The organism is Pantoea sp. DY-15 (genome assembly GCF_019795935.1).
GTDB lineage: Bacteria > Pseudomonadota > Gammaproteobacteria > Enterobacterales > Enterobacteriaceae > Pantoea > Pantoea leporis.
Genome location: NZ_JAIMIF010000001.1, coordinates 125,162 through 146,241, shown reverse-complemented (window position 1 = coordinate 146,241; position 21,080 = coordinate 125,162). Strand labels below are relative to the sequence as shown.

The 21,080-nt window shown below is 55.3% G+C and carries 18 protein-coding genes; 6 read left to right on the top strand and 12 right to left on the bottom strand.

Features of this window, described 5'->3' with window-relative positions:
• Positions 1-41 precede the first annotated feature (41 nt).
• Positions 42-1,145: a bifunctional diaminohydroxyphosphoribosylaminopyrimidine deaminase/5-amino-6-(5-phosphoribosylamino)uracil reductase RibD gene (ribD, locus tag K5Y32_RS00705; RefSeq protein ID WP_222181545.1), complete on the bottom strand. Its 1,104-nt coding sequence runs from the start codon at positions 1,143-1,145 to the stop codon at positions 42-44.
• A 3-nt stretch (positions 1,146-1,148) separates the two neighbouring features.
• On the bottom strand, positions 1,149-1,598 hold the full coding sequence (gene nrdR, locus K5Y32_RS00700; RefSeq protein ID WP_008103978.1) for a transcriptional regulator NrdR: 450 nt from the start codon (positions 1,596-1,598) through the stop codon (positions 1,149-1,151).
• A gap of 205 nt (positions 1,599-1,803) precedes the next feature.
• Here nrdR and lysM point away from each other — a divergent pair, with 205 nt between their 5' ends.
• A complete protein-coding gene (gene lysM / locus K5Y32_RS00695; RefSeq protein ID WP_110867754.1) occupies positions 1,804-2,244 on the top strand; it encodes a peptidoglycan-binding protein LysM in 441 nt (146 codons plus the stop codon).
• A gap of 14 nt (positions 2,245-2,258) precedes the next feature.
• Positions 2,259-2,822, top strand: a complete 564-nt coding sequence (locus K5Y32_RS00690) for a DUF3251 domain-containing protein (protein ID WP_222181544.1) — start codon at positions 2,259-2,261, stop codon at positions 2,820-2,822.
• Between the two features lie 121 nt (positions 2,823-2,943).
• On the opposite strand, the gene secF is transcribed toward K5Y32_RS00690, so the two are convergent.
• From secF to queA, 5 genes are read right to left on the bottom strand one after another with little or no spacing between them, the layout of a single operon-like run.
• Positions 2,944-3,912 (bottom strand): protein translocase subunit SecF, encoded by a 969-nt coding sequence (secF, locus tag K5Y32_RS00685; protein WP_101762444.1) that lies wholly within the window; start codon positions 3,910-3,912, stop codon positions 2,944-2,946.
• A 10-nt stretch (positions 3,913-3,922) separates the two neighbouring features.
• Positions 3,923-5,770, bottom strand: coding sequence for a protein translocase subunit SecD (secD, locus tag K5Y32_RS00680; RefSeq protein ID WP_101762445.1), 1,848 nt, complete (start codon positions 5,768-5,770; stop codon positions 3,923-3,925).
• 25 nt (positions 5,771-5,795) lie between these two features.
• Complete coding sequence (yajC, locus tag K5Y32_RS00675) at positions 5,796-6,128, bottom strand: preprotein translocase subunit YajC (protein ID WP_008103990.1); 333 nt, start codon at positions 6,126-6,128, stop codon at positions 5,796-5,798.
• Positions 6,129-6,152: 24 nt separating this feature from the next.
• Entirely contained in the window at positions 6,153-7,277 is a 1,125-nt protein-coding gene (gene tgt, locus K5Y32_RS00670) for a tRNA guanosine(34) transglycosylase Tgt (protein WP_061717469.1), read from the bottom strand.
• A 34-nt stretch (positions 7,278-7,311) separates the two neighbouring features.
• On the bottom strand, positions 7,312-8,382 hold the full coding sequence (gene queA / locus K5Y32_RS00665) for a tRNA preQ1(34) S-adenosylmethionine ribosyltransferase-isomerase QueA (protein ID WP_222181543.1): 1,071 nt from the start codon (positions 8,380-8,382) through the stop codon (positions 7,312-7,314).
• 183 nt (positions 8,383-8,565) lie between these two features.
• Here queA and K5Y32_RS00660 point away from each other — a divergent pair, with 183 nt between their 5' ends.
• The 4 genes from K5Y32_RS00660 (at position 8,566) to K5Y32_RS00645 (ending at position 13,723) form a co-directional block, all read left to right on the top strand.
• On the top strand, positions 8,566-9,147 hold the full coding sequence (locus tag K5Y32_RS00660) for an ACP phosphodiesterase (protein ID WP_222181542.1): 582 nt from the start codon (positions 8,566-8,568) through the stop codon (positions 9,145-9,147).
• A gap of 92 nt (positions 9,148-9,239) precedes the next feature.
• Positions 9,240-10,490, top strand: coding sequence for a mechanosensitive ion channel family protein (locus K5Y32_RS00655; protein ID WP_192236718.1), 1,251 nt, complete (start codon positions 9,240-9,242; stop codon positions 10,488-10,490).
• A gap of 190 nt (positions 10,491-10,680) precedes the next feature.
• Positions 10,681-11,490: an inositol monophosphatase gene (locus K5Y32_RS00650; RefSeq protein ID WP_222181541.1), complete on the top strand. Its 810-nt coding sequence runs from the start codon at positions 10,681-10,683 to the stop codon at positions 11,488-11,490.
• Between the two features lie 286 nt (positions 11,491-11,776).
• Entirely contained in the window at positions 11,777-13,723 is a 1,947-nt protein-coding gene (locus tag K5Y32_RS00645) for an acyltransferase family protein (RefSeq protein WP_222181540.1), read from the top strand.
• A gap of 46 nt (positions 13,724-13,769) precedes the next feature.
• Here the strand turns inward: K5Y32_RS00645 and proY are convergent, their stop codons facing one another.
• The 5 genes from proY to phoR form a co-directional block, all read right to left on the bottom strand.
• The gene (gene proY, locus K5Y32_RS00640) at positions 13,770-15,125 is read right to left on the bottom strand and encodes a proline-specific permease ProY (protein WP_222181539.1); all 1,356 of its coding nucleotides are present in this window, start codon (positions 15,123-15,125) and stop codon (positions 13,770-13,772) included.
• Between the two features lie 67 nt (positions 15,126-15,192).
• A complete protein-coding gene (gene brnQ, locus K5Y32_RS00635) occupies positions 15,193-16,512 on the bottom strand; it encodes a branched-chain amino acid transporter carrier protein BrnQ (protein ID WP_222181538.1) in 1,320 nt (439 codons plus the stop codon).
• 402 nt (positions 16,513-16,914) lie between these two features.
• Positions 16,915-18,018: a cobalamin-independent methionine synthase II family protein gene (locus tag K5Y32_RS00630; RefSeq protein ID WP_222181537.1), complete on the bottom strand. Its 1,104-nt coding sequence runs from the start codon at positions 18,016-18,018 to the stop codon at positions 16,915-16,917.
• 166 nt (positions 18,019-18,184) lie between these two features.
• Positions 18,185-19,111, bottom strand: a complete 927-nt coding sequence (locus K5Y32_RS00625; RefSeq protein WP_222181536.1) for a PstS family phosphate ABC transporter substrate-binding protein — start codon at positions 19,109-19,111, stop codon at positions 18,185-18,187.
• Positions 19,112-19,767: 656 nt separating this feature from the next.
• Positions 19,768-21,078: a phosphate regulon sensor histidine kinase PhoR gene (phoR, locus tag K5Y32_RS00620; RefSeq protein ID WP_222181535.1), complete on the bottom strand. Its 1,311-nt coding sequence runs from the start codon at positions 21,076-21,078 to the stop codon at positions 19,768-19,770.
• Between the last annotated feature and the right edge of the window lie 2 nt (positions 21,079-21,080).

Sequence of the window (21,080 nt, the reverse complement as noted above, 5' to 3'; positions counted from 1 at the left end):
TCATACTCTTTGGCGACGCGCTCAGGCTTTTCCGCGCGCTTTCAGCGCGGCGTCAGCGTCAGGCGCAGGTCCTCGCCAACCAGGCGCACATCGCTAAAATTCAGGGCCGGCGCATCGGCCAGCTGTTCCAGTCCGGGCAGCGTGCACAGGCCGCGTGCGGCATTCCCTAACAGCTTTGGCGCCATGTAAACAATCAGCTCATCCACCAGGCCCGCTTGCAGCAAAGCACCCGCTAATCCGGCACCCGCTTCCACCCACACGCTGTTGATCTGGCGCTGGCCGAGCAACATCATCATCGCGACCAAATCAAGCTGTTCACCACGCTGCGGCACCGCAATCTGGGTCACACTGGCGGGCCACGCGTGTTGATCGGGCTCGCTGCGCATCAGCCAGGTTTCGCCTGGCTGGTCAATCAAACGGTGTTGCGGCGTGACGCGCTGTTGGCTGTCAATCACCACGCGCACCGGCTGACGCAGCTGGCTTTCTTCGAGCTGCGCACGCACCTCTTCATTCAATTCACTCCAGCGTACCGTGAGCGACGGATTGTCAGCCAACACCGTGGCGCTGGTGCTAAGAATAGCTGAACTCTGGGCGCGTAAACGTTGCACATCGCGCCTTGCGGCCGCGGAGGTGATCCACTGACTTTCGCCACTCGCCATGGCGGTGCGGCCATCAAGGGATGCGCCGAGTTTCAGCTGGATCCACGGGAATCCAGTACGCATACGTTTCAGAAAACCCCGGTTCAGCGCTTCCGCTTCGTTCATCATCAGGCCATGACTGACGTCGATGCCCGCCTGCTGTAAACGATAAAGTCCACGTCCCGCTACCTGCGGATTGGGATCCTGCATCGCGGCAACCACGCGCGTCACGCCTGCGGCAATCAGCGCATCGCAGCACGGCGGCGTGCGTCCATGGTGGCTACAAGGTTCCAGCGTGACATACGCGGTTGCGCCAGCAGCTCGTTCGCCCGCCATACGCAGCGCATGCACTTCGGCATGCGGTTCGCCGGCGCGCTGATGCCAGCCTTCGCCGACAATCTCGCCCTCGCGCAAAATCACGCAGCCGACGTTGGGGTTAGGTGTGGTGGTAAAGCGTCCGCGCCGCGCCAGTTCCAGCGCGCGCGCCATATAGCGTTCGTCAGTCATGGATTAGTCCTGTAGGCGGGCGATCTCTTCACCAAAATCGCGAATATCTTCGAAGCTGCGATAGACCGAGGCAAAGCGAATGTAGGCCACTTTATCGAGCTTTTTCAGCTCATCCATCACCAGATTGCCGATCAGTGCGCTTGGCACTTCGCGTTCACCGGTAGCACGCAGCTGAGTTTTAATATGATTGACCGCGCTTTCAACCGCATCGGCGCTGACGGGGCGTTTTTCCAGCGCCTTAATCATGCCGCTGCTGAGCTTGTCTTCATTGAAGGGTTCACGCACATCGTTGCTTTTTACCACGCGCGGCATCACCAGCTCTGCCACTTCAAAGGTGGTAAAACGCTCATGACACACCAGACACTGACGACGGCGACGCACCGACGATCCTTCACTAACCAGACGAGAATCAATCACTTTGGTGTCCACAGCGGAGCAGAATGGGCAATGCATGAGGCTTCCTGATGCGAGATAAATAGGCCACACAGTGTAGCGCGATCGCGCCACAAAATGTATGTGTGTGGCACATAATGTGTGAATCCCCGTTTGTGACGTTAAGCCAAATGCAAGACATCACCTAGATGACCTCAGGCAAAAAACCACTACGCTTAAAGAGCCGCCAGCAAGGCGGCCAACATCATAAAAATCTGGAGGATGTATGGGTCTGTTTGATTTCGTGAAAGATGCTGGAGAAAAACTGTGGGATGCCGTCAGTGGCGGCGGCGACGATGCCAGCAAGAAATTGCAGGATCACATCAACAAACTCGGTTTGCCCGACAGCGATAAGGTCAAGGTGGATGTCAAAGGCGATACCGTTACTGTGACTGGCGATGGCATCTCTCAGGAGTTGAAAGAGAAGATTTTGGTGGCCGCCGGTAACGTCGCGGGCATCACCAAGGTAGATGACAAGGTCACCGCCAGCGATGCCGCTACGCCTGCGAAATTCTACACCGTGAAAAAAGGTGATACTTTGAGTGCGGTATCGAAAGAGGTCTACGGAAATCCTAATCAATACAACAAGATTTTCGAGGCGAACAAGCCAATGCTGACGCATCCTGATAAGATCTACCCTGGCCAGGTTTTACGAATTCCCGAATAAAGAAAGGACATTGCATGACGATCAGGACGTTTTGGGCTCCGGCAGCACTCTCTTTGCTGGTTCTCAGTGGTTGCAGTTCAACGCCGGTTTCACCGCAGGTCAAAGAGTTGCATCAGGAGGTGAGTCAGCTTAATCAGCAGATGCGCAAGCTGACCAATCAGGCAACGGCGCTGGAGATTCAGGGACAGCTGAACAGCCAATCCACCCAGGGCGCGTGGCTGTTGCCGCAAGCCAATACGCCGGTGGAGTTACAGACGCAGCTAGGTAAATTGCGTTTGTCACTCTCGCAGGTGGCGGGTGAAGCCAGCGGCAGTCGCGCCAATCTGAATATCCGCTCAACCGATGATCAGCCGATTCCGGCACTGCGCGCGACCGTGGTATGGGGCGAAATGGATCCGGCCAGCGGCAAACCGCTTAACGCGGGCAGCCTGAACCAGACCATTGAGGTTTCCGCAGAGTTAATGCCACGCAGTTCCGTCAGCGTGCCGCTGCGACTCAGCGGGTTAACCCCGGAGCAACTCGGCTACGTGCGCGTGCACGATGTGGAAGGAACCGCTGTCAAAAAAACCGGACCTTGAATATGCACGCTACACGCATTTGTAGGGTCGCCATTTATGGTGACCGCTGTGCACGATGTCCTGATCGACAGGCATAAAAAACGGGCTGCCAATGGCAGCCCGTTTACTTTCTGACTCCGCGTTACGGCAGAATCGAAGGCTGATCTGCGCCCTCTTTTTCCACTTTCTGCACCAGCATATGTTCACGCTTCATGCCGAGTTTCAGCGCCAGCGCTGAAGAGACATAAATCGATGAAATGGTACCAATGGTGACACCGATCAGCATGGTCAGTGAGAAGCCTTTCAGCAGCGCACCACCAAACACGAACAGGATCATGATCATCGCCAGCGTAGTGATGGAGGTGATCAAGGTACGGCTTAGCGTCTGGGTCAGCGACACGTTAGTGATGTCGTAAGAAGAACCGCGGCGAATCTTGCGGAAGTTCTCACGAATACGGTCGGAGACCACGATCTTATCGTTAAGCGAGTAACCAATTACCGACATCAATGAGGCGACAATCGTCAGGTCGATTTCGACGTGCGCCAGCGACAAAATGCCACAGGTGATGATCACATCGTGCGCCAGCGCCAGAACGGTGCCGAGCGCTAAACGCCACTCAAAGCGAAAGCCGATGTAGATCAAAATCGCAATCAGCGCTGACAGCAGCGCCATCGCACCGGCCTGCGCCAGATCGCTACCCACGCTTGGGCCAACGAACTCGATACGTTTCACGGTGGCGTTTTGCTGTGTCGTCTGGCTAATGGAAGCCAGCACTTTGTTACCCAGTTCGGTGCCGGCATTGCCGGTCGCCGGAGGCATACGCACCATCACATCACGGCTACTACCAAAGTTCTGCACCAGCGGCTCTTCAAAGCCCGCTTTCACCAAACCTTCGCGCAGCGCGTCGAGATCCGCCGGTTTTTCCAGGTTAATCTCAATCACCGTTCCGCCGGTAAAGTCGAGGCCCCAGTTGAAGCCTCGCACACCGACAATGACGATAGACGCCACAATCAGCAGACCGGAGATGATGAAAGCCAGCTTATCCCAGCGCATAAAGTCGACGACTTTACGCCCGTGATTTAGCTGCTCAATACTATATTCCTGTGCCACAACGCACTCCTCAGATAGACAGCTTGTTGATGCGTTTGCCGCCGTACACCAGGTTAACGATGGCACGGGTGCCGACGATAGCGGTAAACATTGAGGTTGCGATACCGATAGCCGTGGTAATCGCAAAGCCTTTGATTGAACCGGTACCGACCGCATAAAGAATGATAACTTTGATCAGCGTAGTGACGTTGGCGTCGACGATACTGGAAAAGGCGCCTTTATAGCCTTCATGAATCGCCTGCTGTACCGAGCGTCCATTACGCAACTCTTCTTTAATACGTTCGTTAATCAAAACGTTAGCATCGACCGCAACCGCCAGCGTCAACACGATACCGGCAATACCCGGCATAGTAAGCGTCGCGCCTGGCAGCAGTGACATGATGCCGACAATCAGCACCAGGTTACACAGCAGCGCGCTGGTAGCGATAAGACCAAACTTCTTGTAGAACACCACCATGAACAGGATCGACGCAATCAAACCCCACAGGCAGGCTTCGAGGCCTTGTGTGATGTTCTGCTGCCCCATGGTTGGGCCGATAGTACGCTCTTCTACAATCTGGATTGGCGCAATCAACGCACCCGCGCGCAGCAGCAGCGACAGCTGACGTGCTTCGTTTGCATTATTGATACCGGTGATACGGAAGCTGTTACCGAGGCGCGACTGGATGTTCGCCACGTTAATCACTTCTTCCTGTTTCACCAGAATCGACCGGCCGTTGGCATCTTTCTTACCGCTGTCTTTGTACTCCACAAACAGGGTCGCCATCGGCTTACCGATGTTGTCCTTGGTGAAGTTGGACATCATGTTGCCGCCCGCGCCATCCAGTGAAATGTTCACCTGCGGCTGGTTGTACTCATCCATGCTCGACGTGGAATCGGTGATGTGATCACCGGTCAGAATCACACGCTTGTACAGCACCACTGGCTGCCCGTCGCGGGTTTTCTTCACTTCCGAATCGCCTGGCACACGGCCGCTGGCCGCTGCGGTTGGATCCACGCTGGTGTTCACCAGACGGAATTCCAGCGTGGCGGTAGCGCCCAGAATCTCTTTGGCGCGCGCGGTGTCCTGAATACCCGGCAGTTCCACCACGATGCGGTCAGAACCCTGACGCTGCACCAGCGGTTCGGCAACGCCGAGCTGGTTCACACGGTTACGCAGAATGGTGATGTTTTGCTGCACCGCATATTCACGCGCTTCGCTCAGGCGCGCATCGCTCATCACCGCACGCAGCGCATCGCTGCCCTGGCTTGAGATCACCAGATCGCGGTGGCGAGTAGACAAGTAGCTGATTGCCGCGTCACGGCTGGCGCCGTCACGGAAACGCACTTCTACGCCATAGTTCGCGATTTTATTAACGGTGGTATAGGGAATGCTTTTGTCGCGCAGATCGCTGCGCAGGCTGTCGGCGTTCTGCTCTTGCAGTTTGCCCAGAGCCGTATCCATATCCACTTCCATCAGGAAGTGAACGCCGCCGCGCAGATCAAGACCGAGTTTCATCGGTTCTGCGGACAGCATGCTCAGCCAGCGAGGCGTTGCCGGCGCAAGATTGAGGGCCACAATGTAGTCTTCGCCCAGCGCGCTGGTGAGTGCATCACGCGCGCGCAGCTGTCCATCCTGCGTTGCAAAGCGGGCCAGAATGGCACCATTTTCCAGAGCGAGGGATTTGCTCTCGATATTGTCTTGTTTTAATACGGTCTGGATCTGATCCAACGTTTGCTCACTGGCGGCGCCACCGCGCGCACCAGTGATCTGAACGGCCGGATCCTCACCATAAAGGTTAGGAAGCGCATAGAGCAGGCCGACGAGAATCACGACGACCAGCATGATGTACTTCCACAAAGGATAACGGTTTAACACGGCAGTTCCCTTCGGGAAGAAAAAATTACAGCGCCTTCAAAGTACCTTTCGGCAGAACGGCGGCCACGAAATCACGTTTAACAACTACTTCAGTGGTGTCGTTCAGGGCAATAGAAACATAGCCAGTTTCTGCCACTTTGGTCACACGGCCAACTAAACCACCGCTGGTCAGCACTTCATCACCTTTAGAGATGGAATCCATCAGTTTCTTGTGATCTTTAGTACGCTTCTGCTGTGGACGCAGAATCATGAAGTAGAAGATCAGACCAAATACCACCAGCATGATCACCAGAGAATACGGACTTCCCTGAGACGGTGCGCCTGCTGCGGCTACGGCGTCAGAAATGAAAAAGCTCATTAAATTTCCCTCATTGATGAATTATCAGACGTTCAGCGGAGGAACCGCCTTCCCCGTCCGTTGGTAGAACTCGCTAACAAAGTGCTCTAATTTACCCTCTTCGATAGCCTTACGTAAACCGGCCATCAAACGCTGGTAATAGCGCAGATTGTGAATCGTATTCAGGCGTGCGCCCAGTATTTCGTTACAGCGATCAAGATGATGCAAGTAGGCGCGGCTATAATTGCGACAGGTGTAACAATCACACTCTGCATCCAGCGTTGCGGTGTCATCTTTATACCGGGCATTACGAATTTTCACCACGCCATCGGTAACAAACAGATGACCATTGCGCGCATTGCGCGTTGGCATAACGCAGTCAAACATATCGATACCGCGGCGAACGCCTTCCACCAGATCTTCTGGCTTGCCGACGCCCATCAAATAACGCGGTTTGTCTTGCGGAATTTGCGGACAGACGTGCTCCAGGATTCGGTGCATGTCCTCTTTAGGTTCACCCACCGCCAGGCCGCCCACAGCGTACCCATCAAAGCCAATCTCTACCAGACCTTTAACCGAGACATCTCGTAAATCTTCGTAAACACCGCCCTGAATAATGCCAAACAATGCATTTTTATTGCCGAGCGAATCGAAGCGATCACGGCTGCGTTGTGCCCAGCGCAACGACATCTCCATCGAACGTTTGGCGTAATCCCAATCCGCCGGATAAGGCGTACATTCGTCGAAGATCATCACCACGTCAGAACCGAGATCGAACTGAATCTCCATCGACTTTTCCGGATCGAGGAAAATCGGATCGCCGTTGATCGGGTTACGGAAGTGCACGCCCGCTTCGGTGATCTTACGGATATCGCCAAGGCTGAACACCTGGAAGCCGCCGGAATCGGTAAGGATCGGCCCTTGCCAGTTCATGAAATCGTGCAGGTCGCCGTGCAGTTTCATGATCTCCTGACCTGGACGCAGCCACAGGTGGAAGGTGTTGCCGAGCAGGATCTGCGCGCCGGTCTCTTTCACTTCTTCCGGCGTCATGCCTTTCACCGTGCCGTAGGTGCCCACCGGCATAAATGCCGGGGTTTCAACAACGCCACGATCAAAGACCAGACGGCCACGGCGCGCGCGCCCGTCAGTAGTATCTAATTCAAATTTCACATTAACCTCTGATCAGAGAAACAGTCTGATTCAATTATGCGCCGACGCTTTCGTCAGGCGCTTGTGGATTACGGGTGATGTACATCGCATCCCCGTAGCTAAAGAAACGATACTGCTCTGCCACCGCGCTGTGATAAGCCGCCATGGTGTGCTGATAACCGGCAAAAGCCGAAACCAGCATAATCAGGGTCGATTCCGGCAGGTGGAAGTTGGTGATCAGCGCATCAATCACCTGATAGTGATAGCCGGGATAGATGAAAATCTGCGTGTCATCGAAGAACGGTGCAATCAGCGCGTCCTGGCTGGCCTTCGCGGCGCTCTCCAGCGAACGCACTGAGGTGGTGCCCACGGCGACCACTTTGTTGCCGCGTGCTTTACACGCCAGCACCGCATCCACCACATCCTGCGGCACTTCCGCGTATTCGGCGTGCATGATGTGATCTTCGATGGTTTCCACCCGCACCGGCTGGAAAGTCCCGGCACCGACGTGCAGCGTGACAAACGCCATCTCCACGCCTTTGGCTTTCAGCGCTTCCAGCAGCGGCTCGTCAAAGTGCAAACCGGCGGTAGGCGCGGCGACGGCGCCGGGACGCACGCCGTACACGGTTTGGTACAGCTCACGGTCGGCATCCTCATCCGGACGATCGATATACGGCGGCAGCGGCATGTGGCCGACGCTGTTGAGAATATCCAGCACCGCGCGATCGTCTTCGAAGGCGATCTCAAACAGCGTGTCATGGCGCGCCACCATCGTGGCTTTGACGCTTTCGTCATCGCCCAGCAGCAGCGCTGCGCCCGGCTTCGGTGCTTTGGAGGCGCGCACGTGCGCCAGTACGCGCTTATCGTCCAGCATGCGCTCAACCAGCATCTCGATTTTTCCGCCGCTGGCTTTACGGCCAAAGACGCGCGCCGGAATCACGCGGGTGTTGTTGAACACCAGCAGATCGCCCGGATTGAGCTTATCCATCACGTCTGTAAATACGCCGTGGCTTAACGCGCCGCTTGGGCCATCCAGCGACAGCAAGCGGCAACTGCTTCGCTGCGCCTGCGGATAGTGGGCGATTAAGGATTCTGGCAACTCAAAGGTAAAATCGGCTACGCGCATGCTTCACTTCTTCAGGACTTAAAATCAGGCGGCATAGTCTAGCGGAAAAGCGGCAAATTCTGAACAACTGGCTGCGCTTCTGTGACTCTGCGAATACACAAAATAATTCGAGGTACAGGAAGGCGGCAAACGAGAGCAGCCATCACACCTGTAACTTGAAGTATGACGTGTATATAATGCGCCATGAACTTTCTCGCTCACCTTCACCTGGCGCAGCTGGCTAACAGCTCTCTGCTGGGCAATCTCATGGCCGATTTCGTGCGCGGCAACGTGCAATCACAATGGCCTGCGCCGGTGGTGGATGGCATTGCCATGCATCGTCGCCTCGACGTCCTGACCGATAACTTGCCTGAAGTGCGGATTGCGCGTGCGCTGTTTCGTCCGGAAACGCGGCGCGTGGCGCCCATCACGCTCGACGTGATTTGGGACCATTTCCTCGCGCTGCACTGGGATAAATTCCATCCGACGCAATCGCTGGTGGCGTTTACCGCTGCGGCTGAACAAGACATCGTGCCGCAGCTGGCGGGCACGCCGGAAGGTTTCATCGAGCTGAACGCGGTGATGTGGCGCGAGCGCTGGTTTGAGCACTATGCCGAACCAACGCGGCTGGCACGCGTGCTCAACGGCATGGCGCATCGCCGTCCGCGCTTAGCCGCGCTGCGCGACTCCTATCAGGATTTTGTTGATCACTACGAGCAACTTGAGCCGCTGTTCTTCCAGTTTTATCCGCGCTTAATGGCCGCCGCGCGCGCGCAAGAATTGTAATATTAGGTAATTCAAGACCCGTCTGTTGGACGGGAAATTTCTCATCACCTACCCTGCGTGACCTTAATCTTCGTCACACTCAGGGAAATCTCATGCAGCATCTTATTGCCAACCGGCTCGCAGAAGCCGGTCTTAGCTACACGCACATCCTGGCGTTGGGGATAGTGATTGCCATTATCTTTGCCATCTCACTGCTTACTCACGCCATTCTGCACCGCGCTATCTTGCCGCTGCTGCGTCGCTACACCGAGAAAAGTAGCCGTCAGTGGCCAAAAGCGCTGATTAACAGTCGCCTGTTTAGCCGCAGCGTCTGGCTGATGCAAGGTGTGCTATTCAAATTACAGACTGAACTCTTCCTGCACGACAGTGCTCAGATCTATGCAGCGCTGCTGATTTTCGCCCAGCTGTGGATGATGATCTTCGCCCTGCTGATGTTGTTCTCCTTGCTGGATTTACTGCAGCAGCTCAGCGCGAACAGCATGCTGGCACAGCAATTACCGCTGCGCGGTATTATCCAGAGCGTGAAATTGATCGCCGCCATTTTAATGGTAATCATGATTATTTCGCTGCTGTTGGGTAAATCGCCCGGCGTATTGATCACCGGACTCGGTGCCATGACCGCGGTGCTGATGCTGGTATTTAAAGATCCAATTCTGGGTCTGGTAGCCGGCATTCAGTTAGCCGCCAATAATATGTTGAAAATGAATGACTGGCTGGAAATGCCAAAATATGGCGCGGACGGCGCGGTCATCGATATTTCCCTGACCACGGTAAAAGTGCGCAACTGGGATAACACCATTGTAACCATTCCCGCTTACGCCTTAATTTCAGACTCCTTTAAAAACTGGCGCGGTATGTCGGAATCCGGTGGGCGTCGCATTAAGCGCAGCATTCATATTGATACCACCAGTATTGGCTTCCTTGATGATGCCATGATGCAGCAGCTGAAAAGTGCGCATCTGCTGGCACCGTATCTGGATAGCAAAAGCGAAGAAGTGGCCGCATGGAATGCGCAACTGGGCTGTGATTTAGATTCGCCACTCAACGGTCGCCGCCTGACGAATATCGGTACCTTCCGCGTCTGGCTGCAGAGCTGGCTGGAGCAGCATCCGCGTATTCATCAAGAGATGACGTTAATGGTGCGGCAGTTAGCACCAGGTGAAAACGGTTTGCCGCTGGAAGTGTATGTATTCACCAACACCACGGTGTGGAAAGAGTACGAGAATATTCAAGCGGATATCTTTGACCATATTTACGCGGTGCTACCTACTTTTGGTCTGCGCGTCCATCAATCGCCAACCGGTAACGACATGCGTCAAATTGGCGTAAGAACCCGCCATTAAGGCTTCATCCCGTATTACCCGCCAGTGAGAAGAAAAATTTCACTGGCGGGCTTTTCCCCCTCTTGTCACGCGCAGCCATCTGCGGCTTAATGAAGCCTTTCTTAACTTTTGTTAACTTCGTCACACAGCCAATACGCCATTTTTGGCGTCTGTTGTTGCTTCGCCAGCCTGAAAATCATAAGAGGGAAAGATGTCATCAGCTTCGCTTACCGAACTCGACGCACGTTATCATTTCGCCTGTGATGTTGCCAAAACAGCCGCCAGCCGGGCTTTATCCTGGTATCAGCAACGTCATCAATTAGTGGTTGAGCATAAGAAAGATCTGCAGGATGTGGTCAGCGAAGCCGATCGCAACGTTGAGGAATTGGTCAAGCATCTGATCCACGAACGCTTTCCTGACGATGCGGTGTTGGGCGAAGAGAGCGGCGGCGATAGCGCTGGCGCACGCTTTGTCTGGGTGATCGATCCGATTGATGGCACCAGCAGTTTCCTTAACGGCTTGCATAACTGGTGCGTATCGCTGGCAATTGTCTGTGAGAACGAAGCGGTGATTGGCGTGGTGTGCGATCCCAATCATCATGAAACCTTTCACGCCTGTCGCGGCAAAGGTGCATGGGTTAATGATAAACGCATCCAGGCGCACAGCGCCCAGCAGCTCGATCAGGGATTGCTTGGTCTGAGCAGCTCCAACAGCCAACCGATTGAACCGCTGACCACTTTTATCAGCGCATTGCTGGCGCAGGGCGGCATGTTTATCCGCAACGGTTCGGGGGCGTTAATGAGTGCGTGGGCGGCGGCCGGTCGATTAATTGGTTACTACGAAGCGCATATGAATCCGTGGGATGGCTTGCCAGGCATTGTGCTGATGCGCGAAGCGGGCGGCATCACCAACGATTATCTGGCTAATCACGGCTTGCAGAGCGGCAATCCGGTGCTGCTGGCTAATGCAGTGATTTATCCGCAGCTGAAAGCGCTGCTGCCTGCGCATTTATCGTTATAATTTTCGTATTAGGTTAAGTTCGTAAAATTATGCGGACTTAACTTTTATTCAAAATTACTTAAGCGCGCTGTAAGTAATATTCCTAACAGCCTTGAGATTTTTCTCTTTTTTTTCCAAAAGTCCCGGCAACAATAAAAATACGATATACTGCACAGGTCAAACATCCCTTAGTAATACTCATTTTCTCTTTTTTGTAGTTTTTTCGGCGACAGGACGCGCCGATTTATTTTTTCTTGTAGCTTATTCGTCCCTGTCTGAAATAGTAATATCAATATGGATTTTGATTATGACTGCCTCTCACCGCTATCGTGCGGACATTGACGGCCTGCGCGCCGTTGCCATTATTCTGGTTGTGTTATTCCATTCCGGTGTTTCCGCGCTAAACGGCGGTTTTATTGGCGTAGACCTGTTCTTTGTTATTTCTGGTTTTCTGATTGGTGGCATCATTAGCAAAGAAATATCTGAAGGACATTTCTCGTTTTATCAATTCTATTTACGCCGTATTCGCCGCATTGCGCCCGCGCTGTTCTTTATGATGTCGATATTGCTGCTGCTCGGGTTTATTCTGCTCTCACCGCTGGAGTTCAGCCAGCTGGCGAAATACAGCGTGGCGGTATTTATCTCCGTGCCCAATATGTTATTGCTGAAAAGTGGTGACTATTTTAGCAGCGATGCCGATCTCAATCCGCTGTTGATGACCTGGTCACTGGGCGTCGAAGAACAATTCTATATCGTACTACCGTTTATTCTCCTGCTGGCGGCACGCCTTAAACGCTCAATGGCGGGTGTGGTGCTGGTGCTGAGCGCGCTATCGCTGGCGGCCTGTATCTGGCTGACGCCGCTTGCCAGCACCCATGCGTTCTACCTGTTGCCGACGCGCGCGTGGGAAATGGGCGCAGGCGTGCTGCTAGCATTGTGGAAGCCAAAGCCGCTGGAAGGTCGAGCGGCTAACCTGCTCAATCTGCTCGGCTGGTTGCTGATCTTGGCCGCCAGCCTGTTACTGACGAAACAAGACCGCTTCCCCGGCTGGCTGGCGCTGATCCCGGTACTGGCGGCGTGCCTGATGATTGGCGCACGCGGTGAGCTGAATAAACGATTACTCGAGAATGCGCCGATGCGCTTTATCGGCAAGGTTTCCTATTCCTGGTATCTGTGGCACTGGCCACTGCTGAGCCTGGCGCGCATCTGCAGCGATCATCCACTCAGCGTCTGGCAAGGATTGACCATCAGCGGCATAGCATTGGGCATTGCCTGGCTGTCATGGCGTTTCGTTGAGCAACCATTCCGTCAGGCAGGCAATCGCACACGTTGGGTCATTCCCGGCTATTGCGCCTCTTCGATTGTTGCTGCCGCTGCGATGGTGGTGTTGTGGCAAACCGGCGGCATGAAGTCGCGCGTAAGTGATGTGGTAGTGAATGGCGAATCATGGAAGATTTCGGCGCAGCGCAATCCCTGTCTGCTGGATTACGGCGCCAATCTCCCATCACAACTCGCGGAGTGCCAGCCGGTCAGCGATCGTCCCGGCATCGCATTGATCGGTGATAGCCACGCTGCAGCCTTGCGCAGTACGGTAGCGGGTTATGCGTTGCGCCAGCAGAAGCCGCTGTTTCAACTTACCAAAGCTTCGTGCCCTTTCCTGCTTGATGCCACGCGCGTGGTCAGACAAATGCCACAACACGCGCAGCAGTGCATTAATTTCAATCAGCATGTCCTGAAGCTGGTGCTGAGCGACAAGATTGATGAAGTGGTGATCAGCGCTTATTGGGCGGCCGGCATGAGCCTGTTGCCGGGCGAAGGTTTCAGCGCCATCGGCGATGCACAGCAAAGTAATCTGGCCGCGCTCAAACTAGGCATGGATAGCGTGATAACGCAGCTGCTTCAGGCCGGAAAAAAAGTCACCGTGATTGAGGGAGCGCCAACAATAGCCATCGATCCTCTGCGCTTCAGTCATAACCGCAACATGCCGATTCGCCGTGTACTGAGCGCCTGGCTGGGCAAATGGGAAGCACCGCCGCTACTAAGCGAACGCACCACACTCTTCCAGTTACCTGAAGCAGCGGTCGAGAGATTATTGCAAAGCTATCAGCAGCATGAGGTGCGCGTACTGTCGCTGCGCGACAAGCTGTGCAATGAGCAGGGTTGTATGATTACCCGTGAAGGATTGCCGCTCTATTACGACCACAATCATCTGAGTCCATTTGGTGGCGAGATTGCGTTAGGAAAGAATTGGTAAATCAGGATAAACGGGGCGCCGTAAAAAGCGCCCCGTTCACATGTGATTAGCGCTTATGCTTTTTCACTAGCGGCCACGCCAGTAATAGCAGTGCAATCCACGCAAAACCAACGTACAGCGACACGCGCGTATCCGGGAAGTAACCAATCAGCCCAATAATGAAGGCCAGGAACAGCACGCCGAACCATGCGGTAGCGCTACCGCCCGGCATGGCAAAATCCAGCTTACCGGCTTGCTCTTTGCCAATCTTGCGGCGGAAGGCGATCTGCGACAGCAGAATCATGATCCACACCCAAACGGTAGCAAAGGTCGCCAGCGAGGCGATCACCAGGAACACTTTCTCTGGCATCAGGTAGTTGAGATACACCGCGATCAGCATCGCCAGCATCATCACCAAAACCGTCACCCACGGAATCCCACGATTCGAAACCTTCTGGAACACCTTCGGTGCGTGGCCCTGTTGCGCCATGCCGTGCAGCATACGCCCCACGCCAAACACATCGCTGTTAATCGCCGAAAGCGACGCCGTCAGCACCACGAAGTTAAGAATTGATGCCGCGGCAGCAATACCCAAATGCTGGAAGGTCAGCACGAACGGACTGCCAGAAGTGCCCACCTGATTCCACGGATAAATCGACATGATGACGAACAGCGTACCAACGTAGAACACCAGAATACGCATCGGTACGGAGTTGATGGCGCGCGGAATCGAGGTCTTCGGATCTTCCGCTTCACCGGCGGTAATCCCGATAATCTCAATGCCGCCGTAGGCAAACATCACCATCTGCAGTGACAACAGCATGCCGACGATGCCGTGCGCGAAGAAGCCGCCATTAGTCCACAGATTGTGAATGCCGGTCGGTTGGCCGCCGTTGCCGATGCCCCAGAAAATCATGCCGAAGCCGGCGAGAATCATGATGATGATGGTGGCGACTTTGAAAAAGGAGAACCAGAACTCCACTTCGCCAAATACTTTCACGCTCATCAGGTTGATGGCGCCAATAATCAGCACCACGCTCAGCACCCAAATCCAGTGCGGCACATCGGGGAACCACACGCCCATGTAGATACCAAAAGCCGTTACGTCGGCAATCGCCACAATCAGGATTTCAAAACAGTAGGTCCAGCCGGTGATGTATCCGGCCAGCGGGCCGAGATAATCCTGCGCATAGCGCGAGAATGAGCTGGCCTGCGGATTGTTGACCGACATTTCCCCCAACGCACGCATGATGATGTACGCCACCGCACCGCCGATGATGTACGCCAGCAGCACGCTTGGGCCCGCCATTTTGATGGCATCCGCCGAGCCGTAAAACAGCCCGGTGCCAATCGCCGATCCCAGCGCCATAAAGCGAATGTGGCGCGTGCTCAGTCCGCGTTTGAGCTTATTGGTTTCTTGCATAACACTCAGTACCTTGAAAATGAAAAACCACGGGCAAGCCCGTGGTTGGAATTAACAGCAATGTCGCTTACTGATGAACCGCGACCTGCTCACGTCCTTTTGCCCGATCAACTACCGCGGCAATCACCAGCATCGCCAGCGATGGCGGCAACCAGGAGAGTCCCTGATCGGCCAGCGGCAAATGCTGACTGAACAGCGGCAACACATCTTTAAAGCTGGTGGTTTTGATGGCATCAACGATACCGAACACCAGGCTTACCAGCATGGTCGGCGCGATGATACGCGAACTTTTGTTCCAGAACTTCAGCGTGAAGCTCAGAACCACCAGCACGATGCATGGCGGATAAATCGCCGTCAGCACCGGAATCGAGATCTGAATCAGATGGCTCAGGCCGAGATTCGACACCACCATCGAGAACAGGCCCAGAATAAATACCAGCGTTTTATACGACAGCGGAACGTATTGCGCAAAGAATTCTGCACAGGCGCAGGTCAGGCCAACCGCCGTCACCATGCAGGCGACGAAGATCAGTGCCGCGAGGAAGAAACTGCCCATGCCGCCGAAAGTCTGCTGCACGTAAGCATGCAGAATTTCAGCACCGTTGGCGCTCTGCGCCACTAATGCGCCGCTATCGTTACCGAGTTTGAACAGCGTCAGGTAAATCAGCGTCAGACCGATACCGGCGATGATGCCCGCCAGCATGGTGTAGCGCGTCAGCAGTTTAGCATCTTCAACACCGCGTGAACGCGCCGCATTGACGATAACGATACCGAACACCAGCGCTCCCAGCGTATCCATGGTCAGATAACCATTAACGAAACCGCTGGAGAAGGCGGCACGCTGATACTCTTCGGTGCCCGGCGAAACGCCACCGGCCGGCCAGATCAACACGGCAACGCCGAGCACAATCAGCGCCAGAATTTTCAGCGGTGCGAGGAAGTGGCCGACGGTATCCAGCAGTTTGCCCGGATACAGCGAGATGCCAATCACCAGCGCGAAGTAAATCAGGCTATAGATGAACAGCGGCAGCGCGCCATCGCCGGTCAGCGGTGCAATACCCACGGCAAAGGAAACGGTGGCGGTACGCGGCGTGGCAAACAGCGGGCCAACTGCCAGGTAGCAAACAGTCGCCAGCAGCAAGCCTGCCGCTTTACCAATCGGCGAGCTCAGCGCATCAATGCCGCCGCCCACGCGCGCCAGCGCGATAACGGTGATCACCGGTAAGCCAACAGCCGTAATCAGGAAGCCGAATGCCGCAATCCAAACGTGTTCGCCAGACTGAATCCCCACCATCGGTGGGAAGATGATATTTCCTGCGCCAACGAATAGGGCAAACGTCATGAAGCCCAGCGCCAGGATATCCTTGGAGGTTAAACGATGTGTCATAAACTTCTGTACTGCCTGTAGCTGATGTTGCGGTGGAAGTTGAGTTCGTGTTGTCCTCTGGATGCGCTAAAACGAGGGCTTATAAGGCAAGACCAGCGTGTTATGCGGGACTAATCGTTAAAGCGCAGGTGATTTAATCTACTTTTCTTCTGTTCGCAGAGGGATAAATCGACAACGGCGCAAATTAGAACGTTTATAGCGAAGAAAGGCAATACGGGATCGGAAAACCAGAAGGATATAACAAGATAGCGGGAGAAAGCAGTGAATCACGGTGGAATAGCGGCAAAACACCTCAGATGATTTGCTAAATGTTTCCTCAGTGCGGGAGATCTCTTTGCATAAATCAGCCTGTGGATGCACAAGAGGCGCGATTTACGCGCCTGTTTGGCTAACTTTACAGAATTACCAGACTGTTCTTGCTATATCGACCACCAGACGAATCTTCTGCCACTGCTGCTCTTCGCTCAGGCTGTTGCCCTCTTCGGTTGAGGCAAAGCCACACTGCGGGCTGAGGCAGATTTGATCGAGGCTGACGAACTGTGCTGCTTCCTGCAAACGCGCTTTCACCTGCTCCGCATCTTCCAGCTCGCCGTTTTTGGTGGTGATCAAACCCAGCACCACTTGCTGATGGCCAGGCTTGAGGAAGCGCAGCGGCTCGAAGCCACCTGAACGTTCGTTGTCATACTCCAGGTAGAAAGCATCGATATTCACGCCGCCAAACAGCACTTCGGCGACCGGCTCATAGCCACCTTCGGAGATCCAGGTTGAGCGGAAGTTGCCGCGACACACATGCAGCCCAACGGTCAGATCCTCTGGCTTACCTTCCAGTGCAGTATTCAGCACTTCAGCATAGATGCGCGCCAGTTCCTGTGGATCTTCACCACGCTCTCGGATCTGCTGCTGCTGTTCGGTTGAGCACAGATAGGCCCACACCGTGTCATCCAGCTGCAGATAACGGCAGCCAGCCGCATAAAACGCTTTGATGGCGTCTTTATAGGTCTGCGCCAGATCGGCGAAGTAATCTTTCAGATCGGGATACACCGTGGCATCGATCACCTTACGGCCACCGCGGAAGTGCAGCACGCTTGGGCTGGGAATCGTCATCTTGGCAACCGCATCGCCCGCCACGCTTTGCAGGAAGCGGAAGTGATCCAGCATCGGGTGTTGAGGATTAAAGGCCACTTTACCGGTGACTTTCACGCCGTGCGCTTTGGTCTGCACGCCGTTGAACTGAATGCCCTGCTCCGCTTCGAACAGCTCGACGCCGTGCAGATCGCCGAAGAAATCGAAGTGCCACCATGCGCGACGGAATTCACCATCAGTAACGATCTGCAGGCCGTTGGCACGCTGCTGTTCTACAACGTTGCGGATTTCGCGATCTTCAACCTGACGCAGTTGATCAGCGTTGATTTCGCCATTGGTAAACTGCACACGCGCCTGCTTGATGGCAGCGGGACGCAGAAAACTGCCGACGGTATCGGCGCGGAACGGGTTATGACGTGGCATCTTCTCTCCTGGCTGAGCGCATAGTTGCGTCAGGGTATAATTTCGCTGGGTTATTTCAGCCATCTGGACGGCTATATGTCCAAGAAGAATGCCACGCTGTTACCTTTTCGGCAACGGAAGAAAATTCAGCTTACATGAAACTATTTCATGTTCAGATGCACGTTCTTCAATTTCCCTCAATTGCCGCCCGCGCTTGCGCCATCTGGCTATCGGACAATGGCAGATAGCCGGCTTCGCTCACCCGACGCTGACCTTGTGGCGATAACACCTGATGCAGAAAGGCATTGACCAGCGGCGGCAGCGGTTTGCCGGGCGCTTTGTTGACGTAGATATAGAGCGGGCGCGACCACGGATAGCGGCCGCTGCGTATCGATTCGGCATCCGGCATCACGCTATCGCCGTTCGCCGTAACCACCGGCAGCATTTTCACGCCGCTGAGATGAAAACCAAAACTGGCGTAACCAATGCTGTTGGGCGTGGCGGCAACGGCTTGCACCACCGCCGCGGAACCGGGGAATTCAGCCACGTCAGCACGGAAATCGCCTTTACACAGCGCCTGCTGCTTGAAGAAGCCCCATGTGCCCGACGCCGAGTTGCGGCCATAGCGCTGGATGCTGCGCATGGCCCACTGGCTGTCACTCAGGCCGAGATCGCCCCAGCGCTGCGGCACTTGCTGCCCGCCGCATAGGCGCGTGATGGAAAACAGCGCGTCGAGTTGTTGCGGCGCGATGCGCGGCAGTGGATTGTCCTGATTAACCACTACCACCAGCGCATCCATCGCCACCGGCACCGCCAGCGGCGGATAGCCGTAGCGCGCGGTAAAGAGTTGACGTTCGTCGATCTGCATCGGGCGGCTCATCGCACCCAACTGTGCGGCACCCGCCGCCAGCGCGGTCGGCGCAGTAGAAGATCCCGCCGCCTGCACCTGAACGTTGACGCCCGGCGACTGGCGGCTGAAATCCTCGCCCCACAAGGTCATCAGATAACCCAGCGTATCCGATCCAACGCTGCTCAGATTGCCGGTTAGCATGGTTTGTTGGCCGTGTGCCAAAGCAGAGCAAAGCAGCAAGAGGGAGATCAACAGCGATTTCATTGGCGATTCCGCGATTCAGTAAGACGCCTATTCTGGAGCGGCGCGATTTATCACGCAATACATTGCGTATGGGTTGTTAATGAGGCGGGAATTGGTCTCCATGAAGGCGTAATGCTTGTCCATTAAACCAACGACGAGTGCGCAGGCCGGGGTCACTTTTGGTCCGGCGGTCCTCACGCCGCTTACGCGATACCTTCACTTCGCTCGTCTGCCTGACGGACCGGCGGAGACGGGACTTCCTTGTCCCGGCTCCGCCTTTCGCCCGCGTCCTGCGGGCTCTCCGGGCTTCCTCGCTTCGTTCAGCGCTGCGGATTGCCTGCCCAAAAGTGCCCCCGGCCTGCTCATAAACTTCAGTGCGTGTTGTTGAAAAGGACTCATTCGCTTCAGGCGCTGGCGCGTCTGCTGCGGCAAAAGGGCCATTCGCAGCGCTGAGGCTTTTACGTTGGGCCAGGAGCCTCGCGCATGGATGCGCGAGGCAGTTCGGGGTCGGCCAGGGAAGGCCGATCCGCGAACGGTCCGTCGGCACAACGTGGAAGCCGAAGGTACCGCGCTAGCGGCGCGAGGACGGCCCGTGACGCAGCAGATGTGTCAGCGCCCGCACCAAAAAGGCTTTATTAACTGATAAGTATGGCGCCATGAATAGCGATCCCATGACCTTAATTAACCTGCTCTTGCATCACGTTAGCCACAATCAAGCGTGGCGGCAGCAGGAAGCTGAAACAGGTTTCCTGATGCGGCACGCTGGTGATCTCCAGCCGCGCGTTGTGATGTCCCAACGCATGCTTCACGATCGCCAGCCCCAATCCGCTGCCGCCGGTGGCGCGCGAACGCGCTTTATCCACGCGATAGAAACGCTCGGTGAGGCGCGGCAGATGCTGCTCGCTAATGCCCGGCCCGTCATCACACACCTTAAACTGCGCGCCTTGTTTGGTGCGCAGCCAGCTGATGTCGATGCGCGTGCCATCCGGCGTGTGATTCACCGCGTTATAGACCAGATTGGAAATGGCGCTACGTAGCTGCTCATCATTGCCGAACACTTTCAGATGCGGTTCGGTATGGAAATGGATGGTGTGACGTCCCTGACTCAGCGTTTCCGCTTCACGCTGCAACAGCATCAGCATGCCCGGCACATCCACCGTCTCTTTGAGATCGATGGCTGGCGCCGCTTCGATACGCGACAAGGTCAGCAACTGCTTCACCAGACTGTCCATGCGGCGCGTCTGCTCTTGCATGGTATGCAACGCCTTGCTGCGCGTGCGCTCGTTCATCACCGCGTCGTCCATCATTTCCAGATAACCCTGCAATACCGTTAACGGCGTGCGCAGTTCATGACTGACGTTAGCAAAGAAGTTGCGTCGCGCGCCTTCCAGCTGGTGCATCTGGGTGACATCACGCGCCACCATCAGCCACTGACCTTCGCTGTAAGGCATCACGCGGAATTCCATATGATGCTGATTATTAAGGATCTGCGTCAGCGGCATGTCGAACTTGCGCTGACGGATATAGCGGGAAAATTCAGGATAACGCAGCAAATTGAGGATGTTCTGACCGTTATCTTCCGGCCAGCGCAAGCCAAGGTGCTGCTGCGCCAGGCCGTTGCACCAGAAAATAGTGCCCTCTTCGGTGGTCAGCACCACCGCATCCGGCAGCGATTCTGCCCCGCTGCGGAAACGTTTGATCAGATTGCCCAGCTCGCGCCGCCGCCGCCGGTTGCGCAATTGCATCTGGTACAGGCCATAAAACAGCGGTTCCCAGCTGCCGCGTCCGGTGGGCGGCGTCATTGAACGATCGACCCACAGCCAGTGCGACAGACGCATCAGATTTCTGAAGTGCCAGAACATCACGCCGGTCACCGCAATCAGCAGCAGCCACGGCAGATATCCGAACAACAGACCCAACACCAGCGCAGGTAAACAGACCAGCGCCAGCTCGGTCAACAATCTCTTCCAGGAGAGTCGTTCCAGCACGG